Source organism: Streptomyces sp. CNP082, from assembly GCF_059570535.1.
Map to the genome: position 1 here is coordinate 71180 of NZ_JCANSZ010000012.1, position 20294 is coordinate 91473.

The 20294-nt window shown below is 71.7% G+C and carries 20 protein-coding genes; 11 read left to right on the top strand and 9 right to left on the bottom strand.

The genetic code is table 11. The annotated features are described in order from the left end of the window. The first annotated feature begins 143 nt into the window (after positions 1 to 143). On the top strand, positions 144 to 3410 hold the full coding sequence (locus B124_RS13080) for a tetratricopeptide repeat protein (RefSeq protein ID WP_496503035.1): 3267 nt from the start codon (positions 144 to 146) through the stop codon (positions 3408 to 3410). Positions 3411 to 3720: 310 nt separating this feature from the next. Here B124_RS13080 and B124_RS13085 read toward each other — a convergent pair whose 3' ends face one another. Together B124_RS13085 and mca are read right to left on the bottom strand one after the other, a co-directional pair. Beyond that, complete coding sequence (locus B124_RS13085) at positions 3721 to 4152, bottom strand: hypothetical protein (RefSeq protein ID WP_496502954.1); 432 nt, start codon at positions 4150 to 4152, stop codon at positions 3721 to 3723. A gap of 4 nt (positions 4153 to 4156) precedes the next feature. Beyond that, entirely contained in the window at positions 4157 to 5029 is an 873-nt protein-coding gene (mca, locus tag B124_RS13090) for a mycothiol conjugate amidase Mca (protein ID WP_496502955.1), read from the bottom strand. Between the two features lie 112 nt (positions 5030 to 5141). Here mca and B124_RS13095 point away from each other — a divergent pair, with 112 nt between their 5' ends. Both B124_RS13095 and greA read left to right on the top strand, forming a co-directional pair. Next, on the top strand, positions 5142 to 5552 hold the full coding sequence (locus tag B124_RS13095) for a DUF4307 domain-containing protein (RefSeq protein ID WP_496502956.1): 411 nt from the start codon (positions 5142 to 5144) through the stop codon (positions 5550 to 5552). Positions 5553 to 5698: 146 nt separating this feature from the next. Beyond that, positions 5699 to 6196: a transcription elongation factor GreA gene (gene greA / locus B124_RS13100; protein WP_496502957.1), complete on the top strand. Its 498-nt coding sequence runs from the start codon at positions 5699 to 5701 to the stop codon at positions 6194 to 6196. A gap of 108 nt (positions 6197 to 6304) precedes the next feature. Here greA and B124_RS13105 read toward each other — a convergent pair whose 3' ends face one another. The 3 genes from B124_RS13105 to ilvA form a co-directional block, all read right to left on the bottom strand. Then, positions 6305 to 7162: an ABC transporter permease gene (locus tag B124_RS13105; protein ID WP_496502958.1), complete on the bottom strand. Its 858-nt coding sequence runs from the start codon at positions 7160 to 7162 to the stop codon at positions 6305 to 6307. Then, positions 7159 to 8184, bottom strand: a complete 1026-nt coding sequence (locus tag B124_RS13110) for an ATP-binding cassette domain-containing protein (protein ID WP_496502959.1) — start codon at positions 8182 to 8184, stop codon at positions 7159 to 7161. Before B124_RS13110 ends, B124_RS13105 begins: the two co-directional genes overlap by 4 nt. Positions 8185 to 8543: 359 nt before the next feature. Continuing rightward, positions 8544 to 9767 (bottom strand): threonine ammonia-lyase, encoded by a 1224-nt coding sequence (gene ilvA / locus B124_RS13115; RefSeq protein ID WP_496502960.1) that lies wholly within the window; start codon positions 9765 to 9767, stop codon positions 8544 to 8546. Positions 9768 to 10059: 292 nt separating this feature from the next. On the opposite strand from ilvA, the gene B124_RS13120 reads away from it, so the two are divergent. The 3 genes from B124_RS13120 (at position 10060) to B124_RS13130 (ending at position 11429) form a co-directional block, all read left to right on the top strand. Then, positions 10060 to 10617: a MarR family winged helix-turn-helix transcriptional regulator gene (locus tag B124_RS13120; protein WP_496502961.1), complete on the top strand. Its 558-nt coding sequence runs from the start codon at positions 10060 to 10062 to the stop codon at positions 10615 to 10617. An 81-nt stretch (positions 10618 to 10698) separates the two neighbouring features. Continuing rightward, positions 10699 to 11178, top strand: a complete 480-nt coding sequence (locus B124_RS13125; RefSeq protein ID WP_496502962.1) for a sigma factor-like helix-turn-helix DNA-binding protein — start codon at positions 10699 to 10701, stop codon at positions 11176 to 11178. Beyond that, a complete protein-coding gene (locus B124_RS13130; protein WP_496502963.1) occupies positions 11175 to 11429 on the top strand; it encodes a hypothetical protein in 255 nt (84 codons plus the stop codon). The genes B124_RS13125 and B124_RS13130 overlap by 4 nt, the downstream gene beginning before the upstream one ends. 65 nt (positions 11430 to 11494) lie before the next feature. On the opposite strand, the gene B124_RS13135 is transcribed toward B124_RS13130, so the two are convergent. Continuing rightward, the gene (locus B124_RS13135) at positions 11495 to 12640 is read right to left on the bottom strand and encodes a cystathionine gamma-synthase (RefSeq protein WP_496502964.1); all 1146 of its coding nucleotides are present in this window, start codon (positions 12638 to 12640) and stop codon (positions 11495 to 11497) included. A gap of 122 nt (positions 12641 to 12762) precedes the next feature. Here B124_RS13135 and B124_RS13140 point away from each other — a divergent pair, with 122 nt between their 5' ends. The 5 genes from B124_RS13140 (at position 12763) to B124_RS13160 (ending at position 17168) form a co-directional block, all read left to right on the top strand. After that, a complete protein-coding gene (locus B124_RS13140; RefSeq protein WP_496502965.1) occupies positions 12763 to 13854 on the top strand; it encodes a hypothetical protein in 1092 nt (363 codons plus the stop codon). 70 nt (positions 13855 to 13924) lie between these two features. After that, positions 13925 to 14596, top strand: a complete 672-nt coding sequence (msrA, locus tag B124_RS13145; protein WP_496502966.1) for a peptide-methionine (S)-S-oxide reductase MsrA — start codon at positions 13925 to 13927, stop codon at positions 14594 to 14596. Between the two features lie 92 nt (positions 14597 to 14688). Continuing rightward, positions 14689 to 15042: a DUF6247 family protein gene (locus B124_RS13150; protein ID WP_496502967.1), complete on the top strand. Its 354-nt coding sequence runs from the start codon at positions 14689 to 14691 to the stop codon at positions 15040 to 15042. 722 nt (positions 15043 to 15764) lie between these two features. Then, complete coding sequence (locus tag B124_RS13155; RefSeq protein ID WP_496502968.1) at positions 15765 to 16499, top strand: allene oxide cyclase barrel-like domain-containing protein; 735 nt, start codon at positions 15765 to 15767, stop codon at positions 16497 to 16499. A 156-nt stretch (positions 16500 to 16655) separates the two neighbouring features. Next, entirely contained in the window at positions 16656 to 17168 is a 513-nt protein-coding gene (locus B124_RS13160) for a hypothetical protein (protein ID WP_496502969.1), read from the top strand. Positions 17169 to 17813: 645 nt separating this feature from the next. Here the strand turns inward: B124_RS13160 and B124_RS13165 are convergent. From B124_RS13165 to gap, 3 genes are all read right to left on the bottom strand, one after another. Continuing rightward, positions 17814 to 18476, bottom strand: a complete 663-nt coding sequence (locus tag B124_RS13165) for a lytic polysaccharide monooxygenase auxiliary activity family 9 protein (RefSeq protein WP_496502970.1) — start codon at positions 18474 to 18476, stop codon at positions 17814 to 17816. Between the two features lie 191 nt (positions 18477 to 18667). Continuing rightward, a complete protein-coding gene (locus B124_RS13170) occupies positions 18668 to 19192 on the bottom strand; it encodes a hypothetical protein (protein ID WP_496502971.1) in 525 nt (174 codons plus the stop codon). Positions 19193 to 19287: 95 nt separating this feature from the next. Continuing rightward, positions 19288 to 20286: a type I glyceraldehyde-3-phosphate dehydrogenase gene (gap, locus tag B124_RS13175; protein ID WP_496502972.1), complete on the bottom strand. Its 999-nt coding sequence runs from the start codon at positions 20284 to 20286 to the stop codon at positions 19288 to 19290. Positions 20287 to 20294 lie beyond the last annotated feature (8 nt).

Consider the following 20294-nt stretch of genomic DNA (forward strand, 5'->3'; position numbering starts at 1 on the left):
GAAACGCGGAAGACTTGGCAGTGGAACTGCACGGGCGAGCGACGGGTATGGGAGGGGAGCACATGCCGGGCACAGCGTCCCGACTGCGCGACAAGCATCGGGGGGAGGCAGAGCTTCTTCTCAGCCGCGCGGTCGAAGAGGAAGTGCGCCGCTCCGGTGGCCGGACCGACGGCGAGGTGCTGCTCGGCCGGGCGCGCGCGGCGCTGGACGACATGGCGGAGCGCGCCGCCGAGGAGTACGGCGCGTATGTGCGGGCGCTGGACGAGGCCGCCGCCGGCGGGCGTTCGCTCGCCGAGCGCTTCACCGCGCAGTCGATCGGGCCCGCCGTGACCGCGACGCTCACCGCCGCCGCCGTCGCCCTGCTCGTCTCCGCCGAGGAGGGCCTGGGCTCCACGGCCGCGCTGTGGACCGGGGTGGCCGCGGGCCTCGCCGGGCTGACCGGGGGCCTGATCCAGATCGGCCTGGCCCACTGGCTCTCGGGCAACACCCGCTCGGGCGCCGCCCGGCAGCCCGGGGGGCCCGAGCAGCTCCGGCTGCAGTGGCTGACGGCGCTGGAGCTCCGCGGCGTACGGCCCTTCTTCGACCAGCAGCGGATGATCTCGGCCGCCACCACCCGCACGCGCAGCCGCCCCGAGCCCGCCGCCGCCCGCCCCGGGCGGACCGCAGCCCCCGGCGGGGGCACGGACCGCGAGCCCCAGGCCCGCCGGAACCGCAGCCAGGAGGCGCGGCAGCGGGCCACCCTGGAGCAGTCCTACCGCCAGTTGCCCGAGGCCTCCCGGGTCTACGTCGGCCGCAAGGCCCAGCTCACCCAGATCGCCGGGTGGGTGCAGCAGGGCCGCGCCAGCACCGAGACCAAGCCGACCGTGGTCATCCTGCACGGCCCGCCGGGCGCGGGGCGCACCACGCTCGCGGTCCGCGCCGCGCACCAGCTGCGCGAGCAGTTCCGCGCGGCCGTGGTGGTGGACCTGCGCGGGCAGAGCATGGGCGAGGACCCGCTGCCCACCCGGGACGCGCTGCTGCACCTGCTCAACCGGCTCGGCGCCCCGCGCGATCAGCTCATGTTCCGCGAACGCCCGGCGCACGACGCGCAGTTGCGCCGGCTCATCGAGCTGTACCACCAGCATCTGACGTCGCTGCCGGTGTCCATAGTGCTGGACGACGCGGTCGACGCCGAGCAGGTCCGGCTGCTGGTGCCGGAGCGCTCGGAGGGCCTGGTGCTGGTGACCTCGCGGGAGCGGCTGGAGCTGCCCCCCGACCTCGACGCCTGGGTGCACCACATGCCGGTCGAGGGCCTGGAGCCGACCGCCGCCGAGGAGTTGCTGAGCGCCATGGCCCAGCGGAAGGAGGGCTCGGAGCGCTCCGCGGAGCCGTACGACGCGCAGTCCACCGACCGCATCGGAATGCTCTGCGGCGGGCTGCCGCTGGCGCTGCGCATCGCCGGGTCGGCGCTGGACGGGCGCAGCCTGGCCGGGCTCGCCGAGGCGCTGGACGCCTACGGGCCGGTGGAGCCGGTGGAGCGCGCCCTGTGGCTGCGCTACGGCGACCTGGCGGAGCCGACCCGGGCGCTGCTGCGCCGGCTGTCGCTGGTCGGCCGGGCGAGCCTGGGGGCGGCGGCCTCCGCCGCGCTGCTCGATGTCGGCGAGGAGGAGGCCGGCAAGCGGCTGACGGCGCTGGCCCGTGCCGGGCTGGTGGAGCACGTGCGCGGCTCCCGCTTCCGGATGCACGACCTGGTGCGCCGCTTCGCGTACGCCCGGCTGCTCGACGAGGAGGACCCCGAGGTGCGCGCCGCCGCGCACGAGCGGCTGATCCGCAGCTACGCGGAGCTGGCCGACTCGGTGATCCGGCTGGTCGACGGGCGCACGTCCACGCGCGCCGACCGGTTCGGCTCGCACGGCTTCACCTCGCTGGACTCCGCGCTGCGCTGGCTGGACGACGAGCAGAGCTTCATCACGGCCGCCCTGCGGCACGCCGAGGGCGTCGACCAGGCCGCCGTGCTGCATCTGCTGGGTGCCCTCGCGGACTACTGCCTGCTGCGCGGCGACCTGTACCGCCTCGGCGAGCTCAACGAGCTGACCAAGGCCGCCGACCAGGGTCTGCTGATGCGCTCGGTGCAGTGGCGTACGGGCGTCGCCGCCCGGCAGCTCGGCGAGCTGGACAAGGCCCGCTCGACGCTGTCCTCCGTCGTCGATCTCTACCGCGAGGCGCAGCACTCCGCCGGCGCCGCCCGCGCCCTGCGCGACCTGGGCATCACCCTGCAGCAGCAGGGCAGCCTGCGCGAGGCCGAGGCGAAGCTGCGCGAGGCCCTGCAGATGCAGCAGGGCGAGAACATGCGCGGCGACCGCGCCTGGACCCTGCACGCGCTCGCGGCCGTGCTGCGCGACCGCGCGCAGTTGGGCGACGCGCTGGAGCTGCTGGACGAGGCGCTCGCGCTGCACCAGGAGAGCGAGAGCGTGCACGGCCAGGCGTGGGCGCACTTCCAGCTCGGCCAGGTGCAACTGCGGATGGGCGACGTACCGGGGGCGGAGGAGCGGCTGGAGCAGGCCCTGGAGCAGTACGCGCGCACCCGCGACGGCCGCGGCGAGGCGTGGGCGATGACGCAGCTTGCCCGCGCCCGGCTGGTCGCCGCCGACCCGGCCACGGCGGTGACGCAGCTCAAGGCGGCCCTCGCCCGGCACCGGGAGAACGACGACGCGCGCGGCGAGGCGTGGACGCTGTACTACCTGGGCCAGGCCCAGGAGGGCGCCGGCAAGCGGGAGTCGGCGGTCCGGGCGCTGGAGCGGTCCCGCTCGATGTTCAGCCGCATGCGGGACGTGTACGGGCTGGCCTGCGCGCGGCACCACTCCGCGCGGGTCACCCGCGACCTGCGCGCCGAGCAGACCGGCACCCTGCGCAACAGCGGCTTCGCCCGGCAGTTGCTGCAGGACGCCCGGCAGGACTTCCGCCGGGTGGGCGTGGCCCACGGCGAGGCGTGGTCGTGCATCGAGCTGGCGGTGATCGACGCGGGCAACGGCCGCGCGGGGCAGGCGCTGGAGCTGGTGGACACGGCGATCGACCTGTTCGGCGGCATAGGCGACCGGCGCGGGGCCACGTGGGCCCGGTTCCTGCGCTGCACGCTGCTGCCGTTCGCCTCGCCGGGCGGCTCGGTGGTGGGCGCGGCGGTGGCGCAGCAGGAGCTGTCAGAGCTGCTGGACGAGCTGCGTACGGCGACCACGGGCCGCCGCGGGGTCGTCGACCCGGCGCTGGAGGACTACGCGGAGACGTTCCAGCTCGTGCTGGAGCGCGGCGTGGAGCCCGAGACGGGCTGGCAGGCGTGGCGCCTGGGCATGGTCCCCAGCCGCCATGCCAGGGAGGTCATGGGCGTCCCCCTGGACGGCGCGGCGCCCACGGGAAACGGCGCCCTGACGGGCTAGCCGGCAGCCCACCGCGCCGGTACGGACCTGGTCCGTACCGGCCGCCCGGCCGCACCCGGGGGCAGGAGCGTACCCGTCGGCGGGGGCGGACCAGTCGGTTGGGCGTCGGCGGGGGCGTACCCGTCGGCTGGGCGTCGGCAGGGGCGTACCCGTCCGTTGGGCGTCGGCAGGGGCGTACCCGTCCGTTGGGCGTCGGCTGACGCCTACTCGGCGGCAGGGGCGTACCCGTCCGTTGGTCGTACCCGTCAGTGGGGTCCTGCTCGTCGGCCGGGGTCGTGCCCGGCCGCTGCCCGGCCGCTGCCGGCCGTCGTCAGCGGCGGCGGCCGACCGGCTGCCTGTCGGCCGCCGGCCTGTCCGCCGGGCTGTCCACGGGCGCCGGGGTGCGCGGTGACTCGCCGCGCGGGCTGTCGTCGCGCGGGGCCCCGCCGCGGGGCGCGCGGGGGGCGGACCCCCGCGGCGCATCGCCGCGGGGCGCGTCGTCACGCGGGTCGCCCCCGTCCCCCGGGCCCTGGTCTCCCGGGCCCTCGCCGTCCGGGCGCCTGCCGCCCGGCCCTGCGTCGCCGCGGTCGGTCTTCTCCTTGAAGTCGACCCGGCCCAGGTGCCGGTTCATGCTCTTCAGCAGGAACCACACCGCGGCGCCGAGAAGCGCGAAGACGATGAAGCCGAGGACGCCCGGCGTGACCTTGTTCTTGTCCAGCTCCTCGGCGAGCGGGACGAGGTCGGCAGCCAATGTGGTGTTCACACGGTCAATTGTCGCGGATGCCGGCGAAGAGGTCGTCCTCGGGGAGGGAAGTATCCACGAGCGACTTCGCCAGCTCGTACTCCTCGGTGGGCCAGACCTCCTGCTGGACCTCCATCGGGATCCTGAAGAACGGCCCGTCGGGGTCGATCTGCGTCGCGTGCGCCATCAGCGCCTTGTCGCGGATCCCGAAGAAGTCGGAGCACGGCACGTACGTCGTGATCGTGCGCTCCTTGCGCTCGAACTCCTTCCACCGCTCCAGCCACTCCCCGTACGGCGACTCCAGACCGCGCGAGAGCATCGCCTCGTGCAGCGCGACGGTCCGCGGGCGGTTGAAGCCCTGGTTGTAGTAGACCTTCAGCGGCTGCCAGGGCTCGCCCGCGTCCGGGTAGCGCGCGGGGTCGCCGGCGGCCGCGAAGGCGGCCATCGTGATCTTGTGGGTCATGATGTGGTCGGGGTGCGGGTACCCGCCGTTCTCGTCGTAGGTCGTGATGACCTGCGGCTTGAACTCGCGGATCAGCCGGACGAGCGGCTCCGCCGCCTCCTCGACCTCCTTGAGGGCGAAGCAGCCCTCGGGCAGCGGCGGCAGCGGGTCCCCCTCCGGCAGCCCGGAGTCGACGAACCCCAGCCACGCCTGCTTCACGCCGAGGATCTCCCGCGCCTCGGCCATCTCCTTGCGCCGTACTTCGTGCATGTTCTTCTCGATGAAGGCGTCGCCCTGGAGCTTCGGGTTCAGGATCGACCCCCGCTCGCCTCCCGTGCAAGTGGCGACCAGGACCTCCACCCCCTCCGAGACGTACTTGGCCATGGTGGCCGCACCCTTGCTCGACTCGTCGTCGGGGTGCGCGTGGACGGCCATCAGCCGCAGGTCATCGCTCACAGATTCAATCCTCGGTAACAGGTCGTCTAGGCCGGCTTCTATAGTGACTGAGAGGACTGACAATTCATTCCGCCGTCAGCCTCAGCCAGCCGATCCGCCGGGAGGGACGATCATGGCCGATGCGCCCCGAACGCTGCCCGAGGGCCGCTACGGCCGCTCGGCCGAGGCCCGTGCCGACCGGCGGCTGAAGATCCTCGGCGCCGTGCTCGGCACGGCCCTGCTCGGCTTCGTGGCCTGGGGCGCTGTCGACGCGACGGCCGGTTCGAAGGCGTCCGGGGAGCTGATCCGCTTCCAGGTGGTCTCCGACACCGAGGTCCAGGTCCACCTCGAGGTCCGCAAGAAGACCGACGTCGACGCCGTCTGCACGCTGCGTTCGCTGGCAGCGGACAAGTCCGAGGTCGGCGTCCGCGACGTACGCGTCGACGAGCCGAAGACCCGCGTCGACACCGTGGTGTCGATCCGGACCACCGAGCGGGGCACCAACGCCGAGCTCATCGGCTGCCAGGCGGCCGACGAGCGATAACATTCGCCGTCCCGCTGCCGGAATTGTTACGATCGTGGTTTCGCCCCACCCACGAAGGCGCAATTCTTCTGGGTAGGGCGATTGCTGCATCACAGACGCATGAGAAGTTCCCCCAGCACCAGAACCATCACCGACAAGGAGCACCTGTGACCCAGACCAGCGACAACGTCACCTGGCTGACCCAGGAGGCGTATGACCAGCTCAAGGCCGAGCTGGAGCACCTGTCGGGCACCGCACGCAGCGACATCGCCAAGAAGATCGAGGCGGCTCGCGAGGAGGGCGACCTGCGGGAGAACGGCGGGTATCACGCGGCCAAGGAGGAGCAGGGCAAGCAGGAGCTGCGTGTGCGCCAGCTCCAGCAACTGCTCGAGAACGCGAAGGTCGGCGAGGCGCCGCCGGACGACGGCGTCGTCGAGCCCGGGATGGTCGTCACGATCGCCTTCGACGGCGACGAGAGCGACACCCTCACCTTCCTGATGGCCTCCCGTGAGTACGCGAGCGGTGACGTCGAGACGTACTCGCCGCAGTCGCCGCTGGGCCGGGGAGTCAACGGCAAGAAGGTCGGCGAGGAGGCGAGCTACGAACTGCCGAACGGCAAGACGGCGATGGTGACGATCCTCAACGCCAAGCCCTACGCAGCCTGACCGCGCGTCGACGCAGCAGCCCATCGCGAAGCCCCCGGCGGGAACCGAGGTTCCCGCCGGGGGCTTCGACGTACGCCGCCGGGTGCGTTACCCGGCGGAGCCGGCGCACTACCCGGCGGAGTTGCGGTACTTCCGCACCGCCAGCGTGCGGAAGATCGCGATGATGACGACCGAGTAGATCAGCGAGGCCAGCACCGGGTGCTGCATCGGCCAGGCGTCGGACTGGACGACGCCCGGGTTCCCGAACAGCTCGCGGCACGCCTGCACGGTCGCGCTGAAGGGGTTCCAGTCGGCGATGTTCCCGAGCCAGGGCGTCATCCTGCTGGAGTCCACGAAGGCGTTCGAGACGAACGTCACCGGGAACAGCCAGACCAGCCCGCCGGACGTGGCCGCCTCGGGCGTACGCACCGACAGCCCGATGAGCGCGCCGACCCAGGTGAAGGCGTACCCGAGCAGGAGCAGCAGGCCGAACGCGGCCAGCGCCTTGGGCAGGCCCTCGTGGAACCGCCAGCTGACCAGCGCGGCGACGATGGCCAGCACCACCAGCGTCAGCGCCGTCTGCACCAGGTCGGCCAGGGTACGGCCGGTGAGGACCGCGCCGCGGGCCATCGGCAGCGACCGGAAGCGGTCGATGAGCCCCTTGTGCATGTCCTCCGCTATGCCGGCGCCGGCGCCGGCGGTGGCGAAGGTGACGGTCTGGGCGAAGATGCCGGCCATCAGGAACTCGCGGTAGACCTCGGAGTCCGTGGTGCCGCCGACGTTCATGGAGCCGCCGAACACGTACGAGAACAGCACCACGAACATGATCGGCTGGATCAGGCCGAAGATGACGACTTCCGGGATCCGGGACATGCGCAGCAGGTTGCGCTTGGCGACGACCAGCGAGTCGCGGGCGGACTGGCCGACGCTCCCGAAGGCGGGCGGCCCGGCGGGCGCGGGGCGCACCGGGGCGGTCGAGGCGGTCACTTGGCGGTCTCCTTCACGGCCTGGCCGGCGGACTCTCCGTCGCCGTCCTCGCTTGCGGTCCCGTTCCCGTTCCCGTTCTCGGCCTCGGCGGCGTGGCCGGTGAGCGAGATGAACACGTCGTCCAGCGTGGGGCGGCGCAGTCCGATGTCGTCGATGGCGATGCCGCGCTCGTCCAGGTCCCGGATGACGTCGGCGAGCAGCCGGGCGCCGCCGCTGACGGGCACGGTGAGCTTACGGGTGTGGTCCTCGACAGCGACCTCGCCGTGGCCGAGGGCGCCGAGCACCTCGCTGGCGGCGAAGATCTGGTCGCGCTGGTGCACGACGACCTCGACGCGCTCGCCGCCGGTCCTGGCCTTGAGCTCGTCGGAGGTGCCGCGCGCGATGACGCGGCCGTGGTCGATGACGCAGATGTCGTGGGCCAGGTGGTCGGCCTCTTCCAGGTACTGCGTGGTGAGCAGCAGCGTCGTGCCGCCCTTGACGAGTTCCTGGATGACGTCCCAGAGCTGCTGCCGGTTGCGCGGGTCGAGGCCGGTGGTCGGCTCGTCCATGAACATCACGGGCGGCTCGACGACGAGCGCGGCGGCCAGGTCGAGCCGCCGGCGCATGCCGCCGGAGTACGTCTTGGCGGTGCGGTCCGCGGCGTCGGCGAGGTTGAACCGCTCCAGCAGCACGGCGGCGCGTGCCTTCGCGTCGCGCGCACTCAACTGGTAGAGCTGGCCGACCATCTGGAGGTTCTCCCGGCCGGTCAGATACTCGTCGACCGCGGCGAACTGGCCGGACAGGCCGATGGACCTGCGCACCTCGTTGGGGTGCTTGAGGACGTCGATCCCCGCGACCTCGGCGCGGCCGGAGTCGGGCCGCAGCAGTGTGGTCAGCACGCGCACGGCGGTGGTCTTGCCGGCCCCGTTGGGGCCGAGCAGGCCGAGTACGGAGCCTTCGGGGACGTCGAGATCGACGCCGTCCAGTGCCCGCACATCGCCGAAGTGCTTGACCAGCCCTTCGGCGTGGATGGCGCCTGGCATAGAGATCTCCCCAGGTTGGATGGAAGTCGGTGGTGGACGGATGCGCTGGCGGCACTGCCCGGCAGATGCCGGGCACGAGCGGACGGTCGAGCAACAGCAGGAGAATAGAACACGCGATATATCGCGTCAAGTCGCGAGTGGCACAGTCGCGTGGGTGCGGTCGGATGGCGGGGTGTACGCGCGTGGTTGTGTACGGGCCGGACCCGCGGCGCCGCGGCGCGCGCCCGGTGCGTCGTGCGCGGGGGCGCTGCGTGGCGCGTGGTGCCCGTGGTGCGTGGTGCCCGCGGTGGGCACAGCGGGCGCGTCGTGCAGCGCACCGCACTCGTCGTGCGCGTCGTACTCGTCGTGCTTGTCGTGTATCAGGCAGTCACCGTGTACCCGGCTTTCCGGAGCGCCTCGAGCACCCGGTCGGTGTGCTCCCGCCCCTTCGTCTCAAGCTGCAGCTCGACTTCGGCCTCCGTGAGCCCCAGGTGCGGGTCCGTCCGCACATGGCTCACGTCGAGGACGTTAGCGTCCGCCTCTGACAACACCCCCAGGAGCGTCGCCAGCACCCCCGGCCGGTCCTTCACGCGCAGCCGCAGCGAGAGGTACCTCCCCGCCGCCGCCATGCCGTGCCGCAGAATGCGCTGGACGAGCAGCGGATCGACGTTCCCGCCGGAGAGCACCGCCACCACGGGGCCGCTTCCGAAGGCGCCCGGGTCGGACAGCAGCGCGGCGACCGGAGCCGCTCCGGCCGGCTCGACGACCAGCTTCGCCCGCTCAAGGCACAGCAGTACCGCGGCGGACAACGCGTCCTCGGAGACCGTACGCACCTCGTCCACGTACTCGCCAATGATTTTGAACGGGACGTCGCCGGGCTTGCCCACCTGGATGCCGTCCGCCATCGTCCCGAACGACTCCAGCGCCACCGGCCGCCCCGCCGCGAGCGACGGCGGATACGCCGCCGCGTCCTCGGCCTGCACCCCGACGATCCGCACGTCGGGCCGCACCGCCTTCACCGCCACCGCGATCCCGGCCGCCAGGCCGCCACCGCCGATCCCCACCACGATCGTCGACACCTCCGGGCACTGCTCCAGCACCTCGAGACCGACCGTGCCCTGGCCCGCCACCACATCGGGGTGGTCGAAGGGGTGGATGAGGACGGCACCCGTCGCCTCGGCGTACGACTCCGCCGCCTCCAGCGTCTCGTCGACGACCTGCCCGTGCAGCCGTACGTCCGCGCCGTAGTCCAGCGTCGCGGCCACCTTCGGCAGCGGGGCGCCGACCGGCATGAAGACCGTGGAGCGCACGCCCAGCAGCGACGCGGCCAGCGCCACGCCCTGCGCGTGGTTGCCGGCGCTGGCGGCGACCACGCCGCGGGCGCGCTGCTCCTCGCTCAGTCCGGCGATGCGCACGTATGCGCCGCGGAGTTTGAACGAACCGGTGCGCTGCAGGTTCTCGCATTTCAGGTGGACCGGCGCGCCCACCAGCCGGGAGAGGAACCTGCTGCCTTCCAGCGCGGTGACCCGCGAGATGCCGGCGAGGATGTCCTGTGCGTGGCGTACGTCGTCGAGACTGACGGCCCCGGCCGCGGCTGCGCTCATGGCCACAGTCTCGCACGCTGAGACGACGGCGGGTTTTCCACAGGGGGTTTTCCACAGGCGCTACGGCAAACGGCGGGGCGGCGTAATCTGTCGCTCAGTTCGAATGCGAGTGTCCATCCCCTGTCCAACGGACCGACCAATCCCCCTGTCCGCTGTCCCACCCCCCATTCCCTGACTCCCCTGACTCCCCTGATCCCCCTGACCCCCTGCCTCCACCTGCCATCCGCAGCCGTGTCCGCATCGGCGGCCAGATCCGCAGCCAGTGAACGTCCTCACGAAGTGAGCACCGTCCATGCCCTCGCCTCCTTCGCCCACCGACACCCCCGCAGTGCCCGACCTGCTGAACGACCTGCAGCATCAGTTGGCCGTCTTCGCCCGCCGAGCCGAGCAGACGCGCCTCGCCGGCACCGGGCAGGTGCGCAACTCGATGGACCGCGCCGCCTATCTGCTTCTCAACCGCCTTGAGCAGCACGGCCCCACGGGCGTCAAGGCCCTCGCCGCCGGCATGGGCATCGACTCCTCGACCGTGACCCGGCAGGTCGCGCCGCTCGTCGACGCCGGCCTGGTCAAGCGGGCCACACACCCCGAGGACGGCCGCGCCGTCGTGCTGGAGCTGACCCCGGTCGGCAGAGCGCGGCTGCACGAGGTGCAGGACTCGCGGCAGGAGCTGGTCGCCCGGCTGACCTCCGACTGGACACCGGCAGAGCGGTCCACGTTCTGCACCCTGCTCACCCGGTTCAACGCCTCGGTCTCGCAGGCCAACTCCGGGCAGCAGGACGGCCGGCAGCCCGGCGGGCTGGCCGGCGAGGGGGGCGGGGAAGGGGGCGGCCCGCGGGCCGGGGACGGCTAGCACGTCAGGTGGTTCCAGAGTCTTGACCCCGGCGCCCGCCTGCCGTCCTATTAGACCGAGGGCGGTGAAGGGAGGAGCGCTGTGCGTGAGCGGCGCTCGGCGCAACGGCGCCGCCGTGCCCTGGAGTTCGAGACCTTCTGCGCGGGCGCGGCCGGCCGGCTGCTGCATGTCGCCCAACTGCTCACCGCCGAGCCGCCGGACGCCGCCCCGCAGGCCGAACGGCTGCTGACCCGGGCCCTGGCCCGTACGTACGCGCACTGGGACCGGCTGCGCGGCGAGGATCCGTACGAGACGGCCCGGCGGCACCTCGTCTCCCGCTACGCACAGTCCGCCTGGCGCTACCGCCGCGCGTCCGGCGGCCTGCTCGACCGGCTGTCGCCGCAGGAGCGGCTGGTGCTCGTGCTGCGGATGGCCGAAGGCGTCGCCGAGGAGCAGACGGCAGCCGCACTCGGGCTGCCGCCCGAGCGGGTCCACCAGATACTGCTGCGGGCCAGCGCCGCCATGCTCAGCCGGCACACGCCGGCCCCGGAGCGTACGCGACGGGAGGTGGCGACGTCATGATCTCCATCACCGCCCGCAAGGAGCAGGCCGTACGCGAACTCCTCGACGGCCCGCACCCCGCCGTGCCGCCGCAGCTCGCGGACCTGGCAGCCGCGCGCGGCCGGCGGCTGCTGCGCCGCCGGACGCTGCTGCGGTCGGGGGTGTGGCTGCTGCTCGTCGCGGCGCTGGTGGCGCTGACGGTGTGGGCCGCGGTGAGCGGCGCGTGGGTGGACGACCCGGCGCAGACGACGCCGGACTTCGACGGCTGGTGAGACCGCCGGGCCGGCCCGCGGGCGGCACGGCCCCGCGGTCGGGACGGCCCGGCTCCTCCCGCGCCTCAGCCGCCCAGCGCCTGCGTGAGATCCGCCAGCAGGTCGTCCGCCGACTCGATCCCGACCGACAGCCGCACCAGGTCGTCCGGCACCTCCAGCGGCGACCCCGCCGCCGAGGCGTGCGTCATCCGCCCCGGGTGCTCGATCAGCGACTCGACCCCGCCCAGCGACTCCCCGAGGATGAACAGCCGCGCCCGGTTGCAGACCTCGACCGCCGCCTCCTCGCCGCCCTCGACGCGGAACGACACCATGCCGCCGAAGTCCCGCATCTGCTTCGCGGCCGTCTCGTGCCCGGGGTGCTCCGCCAGCCCCGGGTAGTACACGTGTGTCACCCGCGGGTGCCGCTCCAGCATGTGCGCGACGCGCGCCGCGTTGGCGCTGTGCCGGTCCATCCGTACCGCCAGCGTCTTGATGCCGCGCAGCACCAGCCAGGCGTCGAACGGCCCGGCCACCGCGCCCATCGCGTTCTGGTGGAACGCCAGTTGCTCGCCCAGCTCGCGGTCGGCCACGACGAGCGCGCCGCCGACGACGTCCGAGTGCCCGCCCATGTACTTCGTCGTGGAGTGCACGACGACGTCGGCGCCGAGCGCCAGCGGCTGCTGGAGGTAGGGGCTGGCGAAGGTGTTGTCGACGACGAGCAGCGCGCCGGCCTCGTGCGCGACGGCGGCGGAGGCGGCGATGTCGGTGATGCCGAGCAGCGGGTTGCTGGGCGTCTCCACCCACACCGCCTTCGTACGGTCGGTCAGCACGGCCCGTACCGCCGCCGGGTCGGCGGTGTGCGCGACCGAGAACTCCACTCCCCAGCGCGCCGCGACCTTCGCGAACAGCCGGAAGGAGCCGCCGTACGCGTCATCCGGGATGACCACGTGGTCGCCGGGGCTGAGCACGGTGCGCAGCAGGCAGTCCTCGGCGGCCAGGCCGGAGGCGTACGCGAGGCCGCGGGCCCCGCCCTCCAGCGCGGCGAGGTTCTGCTCCAGGGCGGTGCGGGTGGGGTTCGCGGAACGGCTGTACTCGTAGCCTTGACGCAGGCCCCCCACGCCGTCCTGCTTGTACGTGGACACCTGGTGAATCGGCGGTACGACCGCGCCCGTCGCCGGGTCGGGCTCCTGGCCCGCGTGGATGGCGACGGTCTCGAAGCTGGGCTGGCTCATGCGGCCCGAGGATAGGCCCTGGAGGGGGGCCGTTGCGCACGGCCGTCTGGTTTGCTGGAGGGGAGGACCCGTACGTGTACCAGCCCGGACCGCACCCTCTTTGAGAAGCCAGGACATATTAAATGGAACTGTTGTTCGCACTCCTCGCCATCGCCCTGATCGCGTGGGTCGCCGTGCCCCTGCTGCGGCGTGCCCGGGGCGGCCGGGAGGTGCTCCAGTCGAACGCGCGGGCCGTCGACCCGGCCGGCGGCTACGGCTTCACCCCCGTGGACGAGCTCGACGTCCGCCTCCCCGGCCCCGACCCGCAGCTCGCCGAGGTCCTGCAGGAGCTCCAGCAGGACCGGGACTGGCAGGCCGCCTCCCGGCTGCTCGCGCTCACCGACGACGAGTGGGAGCTGCGCTGGCAGCGGGTGCAGACCCTGGCGGGCGCGGCGGCCTTCGAGCTGGCGCAGGCCCCGGGCGAGGGCGGCGCGTGGCTGCGCACCTGGCGGGCGGAGCGGCCCAAGGACGTGGGCGGGGCCGAGGTGCACGCGGAGTTCCTGGTACGGCAGGCGTGGATGGCCGGGTCGGCGGCGGAGGACTTCCCGGTGATCCTGGAGGAGGCGAAGAAGGTCTGCGCGGAGGCGGCGATGCTGGCGCCGGGCAGCCCCATGCCGTACATCATCGAGCTGGCCATCGCCCGGGGCCTGCACTACCGCGAGGCGGACTTCGAGGAGCTGTGGCACACCGTCGAGCAGCGCGCGGGCGACCACATGGGCGCGCATCTGGCGGCGCTGCAGTACGCGTGCGAGAAGTGGCACGGCTCCAGGGAGGCGGCGTACGACTTCGCGCAGCGCGCGGCGGGCTCGGCGGGCCCGGGCACGCTGCTGCCGGCGCTGCCGCTGTTCGCGGTCTGGGAGCACCTCCCGGAGGCGAACCTGGTGCGCGGGCTGTACGAGGGCGAGGTCGTCAGGCAGGCGATCGAGGGCGCGCAGTACGCGGTGCACCACGCCCCGGCGGACCACCCGATGCTCCCGCACGTACGGCACCTGCTGGCGTGCTTCCTGGTGCGGGCGGAGCGGTACGAGGAGGCGCTGGAGCAGATGCGGCACGTGGACGGGTACGTGGGCGCGCTCCCGTGGTCGCTGAGCGAGCAGCCGGCGGCGGAGTACGCGGCGTACCGGGCGCTGGCGGTGGCGGGGTACGAGGGCGGCAGGGGTGCGGCGTTGAAGTGAGGACAGGAATGTCACAGGCCCGCGATACGTTCTTTCGGATGCGCAGCAGCACCAGCAGAGGAGGCCGGAGATGTTCCTGAACCGCCACAAGAACCAGCTCGTCACCAAGGACGAGGCCCTCCCCGGCCGCCCCGCGCCCGCGTACTCCGTCCCGGACCTGCACACGGTCCTGGGCACGCCCCTGCAGGGCCCGTACCCGGACGGCCTGGAGACCGCGGACTTCGCACTGGGCTGTTTCTGGGGCGCGGAGCGCCGCTTCTGGCAGACCCCGGGCGTGTGGACGACCCTCGTCGGCTACCAGGGCGGGCACACCACGCACCCGACATACGAGGAGGTCTGCACCGGCCGCACGGGCCACACGGAGGCCGTCCGCGTGGTGTACGACCCGGCGGTCGTGTCCTACGACGAGCTGCTCAAGCTCTTCTGGGAGTCCCACGACCCCACGCAGGGCTTCCGCCAGGGCAACGACATCGGCACGCAGTACCGCTCGGCGATCTACACCCACACCCCCGCCCAGAACACGGCGGCCACCGCCTCCCGCGCGTCGTACCAGCAGGTCCTCGCGGCCTCGGGCTACGGCGACATCACCACCGAAATCCTCCCGTCAGCCAGCCGCCCCTTCTACCCGGCGGAGGGCTACCACCAGCAGTACCTGTCAGACGCCAAGAACCCGAACGGCTACTGCGGCGTGGGCGGCACGGGGGTGTCCTGCCCCATCGGCATAGCCCCTGCGGGAAGCTGAGCTGCTCCTCCCTCACTCGTTCGAGCGGCGGTATCGGGCCTGGGCCCGATACCCTGCCGCGAGGGATCAGAATCGCGCCCATGGGAGCAGCAATGACCACCTCCACTGCCGGGCAGCCGCTCATCCCCCAGCCGCCCGCGACTGTCACCGCCCTGCGGCAAGCAGTCAGTCAGATCGCACCCGCGGCGTTGCCGGCCTTCACCCGCGAACTGGACCAGGCGGCAGACCAGGCCCGGCAGGGCTCCGAGCTGGGACCGCTCCAGCGGTTCATCGCCCAGTGGGCCGTCTACGTCCACATCCAGCGCCATCCCGACATGGCCGCACAGTTGCGCTACTGGGAGGACACCGCCCAAGGGAACGACATCGCCCAAGCCCGGCGAGCAGTCTCCGAGATCGGCAAGCTCCTGGACACGGCACACGCAGCCCTTGACATCCCGATCCAGTGAGCGCGGTGTGGCGTTGGGGGTACGACCCGGACCGCGTCCACGTAGCGGGCGGCATCCCGGCGCACGTCGTGGCAGAGGTGGAGCGCTTGGCCGGAGACCTGGTCGAGTTGGCCGACACGGGGGTCGACATCACCGAGTTGGGAAGCGGCCCCCGGCCAGGCAGCCTGCGGCGGATGGACGCGGCAGGCGGCTGGTTCTATTTTCTGCCGGTACCCCGAGATCACTTGGTCGCCGTTGTCCGTATCGTTCCCCCATTCGACGCCCTGTAGGGGCTACCGGCGCAGACTTCTCCAGCACAGGGATCACATGGCATGACGCACTCATCGGCACGGGGGTGTCCTGCCCCATCGGCACAGCCCCTGCGGGAAGCTGAGCTGCTCCTCCCTCACTCGTTCGAGCGGCGGTATCGGGCCTGGGCCCGATACCCCGCCTCGCTGCCGGCCTTCACCCGCGAACTGGACCAAGCGGCCGACCAGGCCCGGCAGGGGTCATAAGCGGGGCCGCCCCGGCGGTTCATCGCCCAGTGGGCCGTGTAGGTCCACATCCAGCATCTATCGCGACCTGGCGAAGGAGCTGCGCCGGTGGGAGGCGCCCGGGATCGAACGGGGGAGCCGCTCCTTGTCTCCGGGGAATGCACCCCAATGGCCCCAATCCTGACCCGCTGACGAGCACTTCACCAACACCTTGATTAGCGTTGCCGCTAGACGGAGGGTCCGTCATGAATGAACTCGGAGGAGATTCGTCACAACCAGAGTGAACATGACGAACTCTCCCGATATTGCCGCGGACCTTCGGATGCCTTTTCTTCTCTGTTCATTCTCATAAACACGGAGGCAGCCATGCGCTTCGCTCGCCGGCACTTCACATTCCTCGCTCTTTCGGTTGTCGGCGGCTCTGCCGGACTCGCTGTCCTCGTATCTGCGTCGGCCGATGCGGCACCGCAGAAGACGGCTGCGACCGCGGCAACCCACCCCGATGACGGCTCTTCGGCGAAAAGCCGCACCATCCGCGTGGAGGCCCGGCTGCAAGTCGGTGAAGAGCTGGATCTGGGTGCAACGGGCCGCAGCGTAGGCGACCAGTTCATCTTCAGCGGGAATCTGGTGTCGGCCGAGGGGACAGGAGAACGCCCTGTCGGGCGCTTCGGCGGGTTCTGCGTCATCACCGACCTCGAACGCAACGCGGGACAGTGTTCGTCAACCGCGGTGCTGCCGGAAGGACAGATCACCGTTCAGGGGGAGCAAGCCGGAATTCCGGCACCGAGCCCGGTCGTCAACGCGATCACCGGAGGCACCGGAGAGTTCCGTAAGGCGCGCGGCCAGGTGGCACAGCGGGTGTTGACGCCGTCAACCTGGAAACTCACATTCGAAGTTTCCGATGTTCAGGATCACCGGACCGGGGACGGTCACGATCCGTCCGAGGTGCCGATGCCTATGACTTCGCCCCTCCCCGGCAAATAGCTGCATCAGTCGGTATCGACGCCGCCGGGGATGCAGTGGCGAGAGCACCGGTTTCCACCCCCACCGCGGTATATCTGCCAACCGGTCGCGCGGTCCAAGAAGTCGGGGACAGAAGCAGCTGCGCGACCCGCACCCGTCACCACACATGGAGACGTCATGCTCAAGCACTCCCGCACACTCATCAGCTGGGGCGTCGCCCTGGCCACCGTCTCGGCCGCCACTGTCACGATCGGCGCAACCACCACCGGCGGCCCACCGGCCCCGCCGCCGGCCGACCGGCAAACCCATCAGACGGCCGGGCAGGGAAAGGAACCGCAGACCGAGCCCCTGGCGGCAGAGCAACGGCGGATCGCCACATCGGTCCTGGACCGGGACTTCAGGTTCACACTCACCGCTCTGAGGTCGCAGACCGATCCGCTTGCGGCATCCGTGCGCCTCCAGGTCTTCACCTTCCAGGACGGCGCCTGGAGAGAATCGGACCGTGCCCTGGTCGGCGAGGCGGACGCCTGGTTCTGGTTCCCGCTGACCGGCCGCCACGCGGTGTGCGAGTTCTCCACCGCAGGCACGGAGCCCGCACCGGTTGCCGTCAGCCTGCTGATCACGCCATCGATCGGCTGCTCACCGACCGAGAACTTCCAGATCGCGAACGGGCAGATCATCCCCGCCTGACAGCGGTCTCCTGCCCCCCGCCGGCGCCCACCGTGGCTGGACGACTTTCTGTCGGATGGTTCCCCCTGCCTGCTGCCGGTGGGCGCGCTGTCGTCGGTCGCCGGCACGCCCGGGGCGTCTGCACGCACCAGACCCGCAGTCGCGAATGGTTCAGCCCCAGCGGTCTTCGTTGATGAAACGGCTGAGGGCCCGCCAGGAGTTGGGGCCCATCACGCCGTCGATGGGTCCGGTGTAACAGCCCACCACCACCGCCCAGGTAGTCCAGCGGGTTGACGCGAGTGCCAGCAGGGGTGATCAGGTGCCAGTGGACGTGAGGTCCGGTGGAGTTCCCGGAGCCTGCCGCTCCGGCCGCACCGCCGGAGAGTCCGACGGTGCCGCCCTTGTGTCCGCCGATGCCGTTGTACGGGATGTTCCTGACGACGCCGGCGCCGGCGGCCGGGAGTCTGGTGCCGACGCTCATGGCGTAGTCGATTCCGCCCAGGGAGCCTCGGTCGATGTGGTCCTGCCAACTGCCGGTCATCGGGTAGCCGCTGAACGGGCAGCCCCGTTGGGCGGGGGTGACGCTGCCCAACGGGGCTCGGCCGGCCCGGGGGCGGGCTCATCGCGCCGGGCCGGAACACGCGGAATGCGTGTGGCGCTTCGGGGTCAGCCGAAGTTCACGTCGCTGCACATCAGGTATGCCTGGTCCAGGTGTGATGCCTGCCAGATCGTGAAGACGATGTGGTGTCCGGAGTAGCCGGACGTCTGGACGGGGAACGTGATGTCGTTCGCCGGCGGGTAGCTGCCGGTCTCGGTGATGAAGTCGAGGTCGTTCCAGCCGAGTTCCTGGGTCTTGGGGTCGAACCCCTGCTTGCTCACGTAGACCCGGAAGAAGTCGGCGCCGTGGGATGCCTGGTCGTACAGGTGGATCGAGAAGTTGTCGCTGACGTCAGTCGTCTTCCAGGCACCCGCCCGGTTCAGGCTCTCGAAGTTCGGGTGGTTGTTGCTGCAGAGCTTCCCGTTGGGGATCCGCGCCTCGAACTGGCCGCCGAGCCCGTCCTGGAGCATGCTCATCCAGTTCCACATGGTGTTGGGGTTGGCCTGGTACGCCTGCCAGCACATGGGGTCCTCTTGCGCCATGTCCGGGTTCAGGTGGTCGTCTCCCCACTCATCCCAGCAGTGATAGGCGCGGGTTGCCGGGTCGACGACGGTGCCGTGCGCCTGGGCGGGGCTGCTCCAGCCCAGGGCGGCGACGACCATCGCGACCAGCAGGACGACTGCCTGGAGAGGTCGGCGGGAGCGCCTGCCGGATGGGGTTGGCTTGTGCATGGGGGGTCTCCATTCCGGTTGAAGGACAGAGATGGGAGCGCTCCCACGATACCTCGCCTGAGTGAGATGTCCATGACGAAGACAGAAGCCGCGGCCCGCGGATCAGACGGCCGCGCCGGCTGCCGGACAGCGTCCGGAGGGGCCGGCAGAAGGCGGCGGTGTACGGTGCCGCGCCGCCGCCGGCGCACGCCCTACGTGCGGTCCGGCGGGAGGGGGCGGATTCCCTCCCGTACCGCTCGGTGGATCGTCCGGGACAGGCCGGCCGCGTCGTGGGTGAAGCCCGTGAGGAGGAGGCGTTTGCCGTTGCGGACCCTTATGCGGCAGTGGACGTCCCAGCCCATCGCCGCGCTGAGGGCGTTGTTCTGGCCGTTGTCGGAGACCTTGCGGATGCTCTCCCACGGGATCACCCGGGACTCCCCGGTCCTGCGGTAGACGAGGCCGCCCTCGCGGACCGTGTAGACCTCGCCGTGGCGGCTGGTGTAGCGCAGGCCGTTGGTGACGCCCGACCACAGGCACAGCAGCGCGACGCCCACCACCAGGCCGGCGAAGGTGCCGCTGGACGCCTCCTCGAAGGTCTGGATGACGACCGGGACGGCCACGGCCGCCGCGGCCACCCCGATCACTAACGAGATGATCCCGGTCCGCCCGTGGCGTCCCACGTCGGTCTGATGGCGCGCCACGAAGGCGCCGAGTTCCTGCTCGCCCGGCACGGCCATGAGTCTCCCCCCTCGATCCCCCATGTCGTGCGCAGCATTCTCGTGAGATACGGGACGTGCCACAACCCGGCCGGCGGCCCCGGGCGAGCGCCGCGTCAGGTGGTGGTGAGGAGTTCGAGGGTGTCGATGACCCGGTGGGAGAAGCCCCACTCGTTGTCGTACCAGGCGACTACCTTGATGTGGCGGCCGTCGACGCGGGTGAGGGCCGAGTCGAAGACGGCCGAGGCCGGGTTGCCGGTGATGTCGGAGGAGACGAGGGGGTCTTCGGTGTATTCGAGGACGCCGGCGAGGCGGCCTTCGGCCGCCGTGCGGTAGGCGGCGAGGACGTCCTCGCGGGTCACGTCGCGGGCGACCGTGGTGTTGAGTTCGACGAGCGAGCCGACCGGGACGGGTACGCGGATCGAGTCGCCGGACAGCTTGCCGTCCAGGCCGGGGAGTACGAGGCCGATGGCCTTGGCCGCGCCCGTGGTGGTGGGGGCGATGTTGACGGCGGCGGCGCGGGCGCGGCGGGCGTCGCGGTGGGGGCCGTCCTGCAGGTTCTGCTCCTGGGTGTAGGCGTGCACCGTGGTCATGAAGCCGTGCTCGATGCCGGCGAGTTCGTCCAGGACGGCGGCCAGCGGGGCGAGCGCGTTGGTGGTGCAGGAGGCGTTCGAGACGATGGTGTGGGCCTGCGGGTCGTACGCCTCGGTGTTCACGCCGGGGGCGAGGGTGACGTCCGCGCCGGCCGAGGGGGCGCTGACGAGGACCTTGCGCGCGCCCGCGTCCAGGTGTGCGCGGGCGGCGCTCGCCGCGGTGAAGCGGCCGGTGGCTTCGAGGACGACGTCCACCCCGAGTTCCTTCCACGGCAGCTTCGCCGGCTCCCGCTCGGCGAGCACCTTGATACGGCGGCCGTCCACGACGAGGGTGTCGCCGTCCGCCGTGACGGGGCGGCCGAGGCGGCCGGCGGTGGTGTCGTAGGCGAGGAGCCGCGCGAGGGCGGCCGGCTCGGCGAGGTCGTTGACGGCGACGACGTCGAGGCTGCTGTCGCGTTCCAGCAGCGCGCGCAGCACGTTGCGGCCGATGCGGCCGAATCCGTTGATGGCGATACGGGTCATGGCGTCCT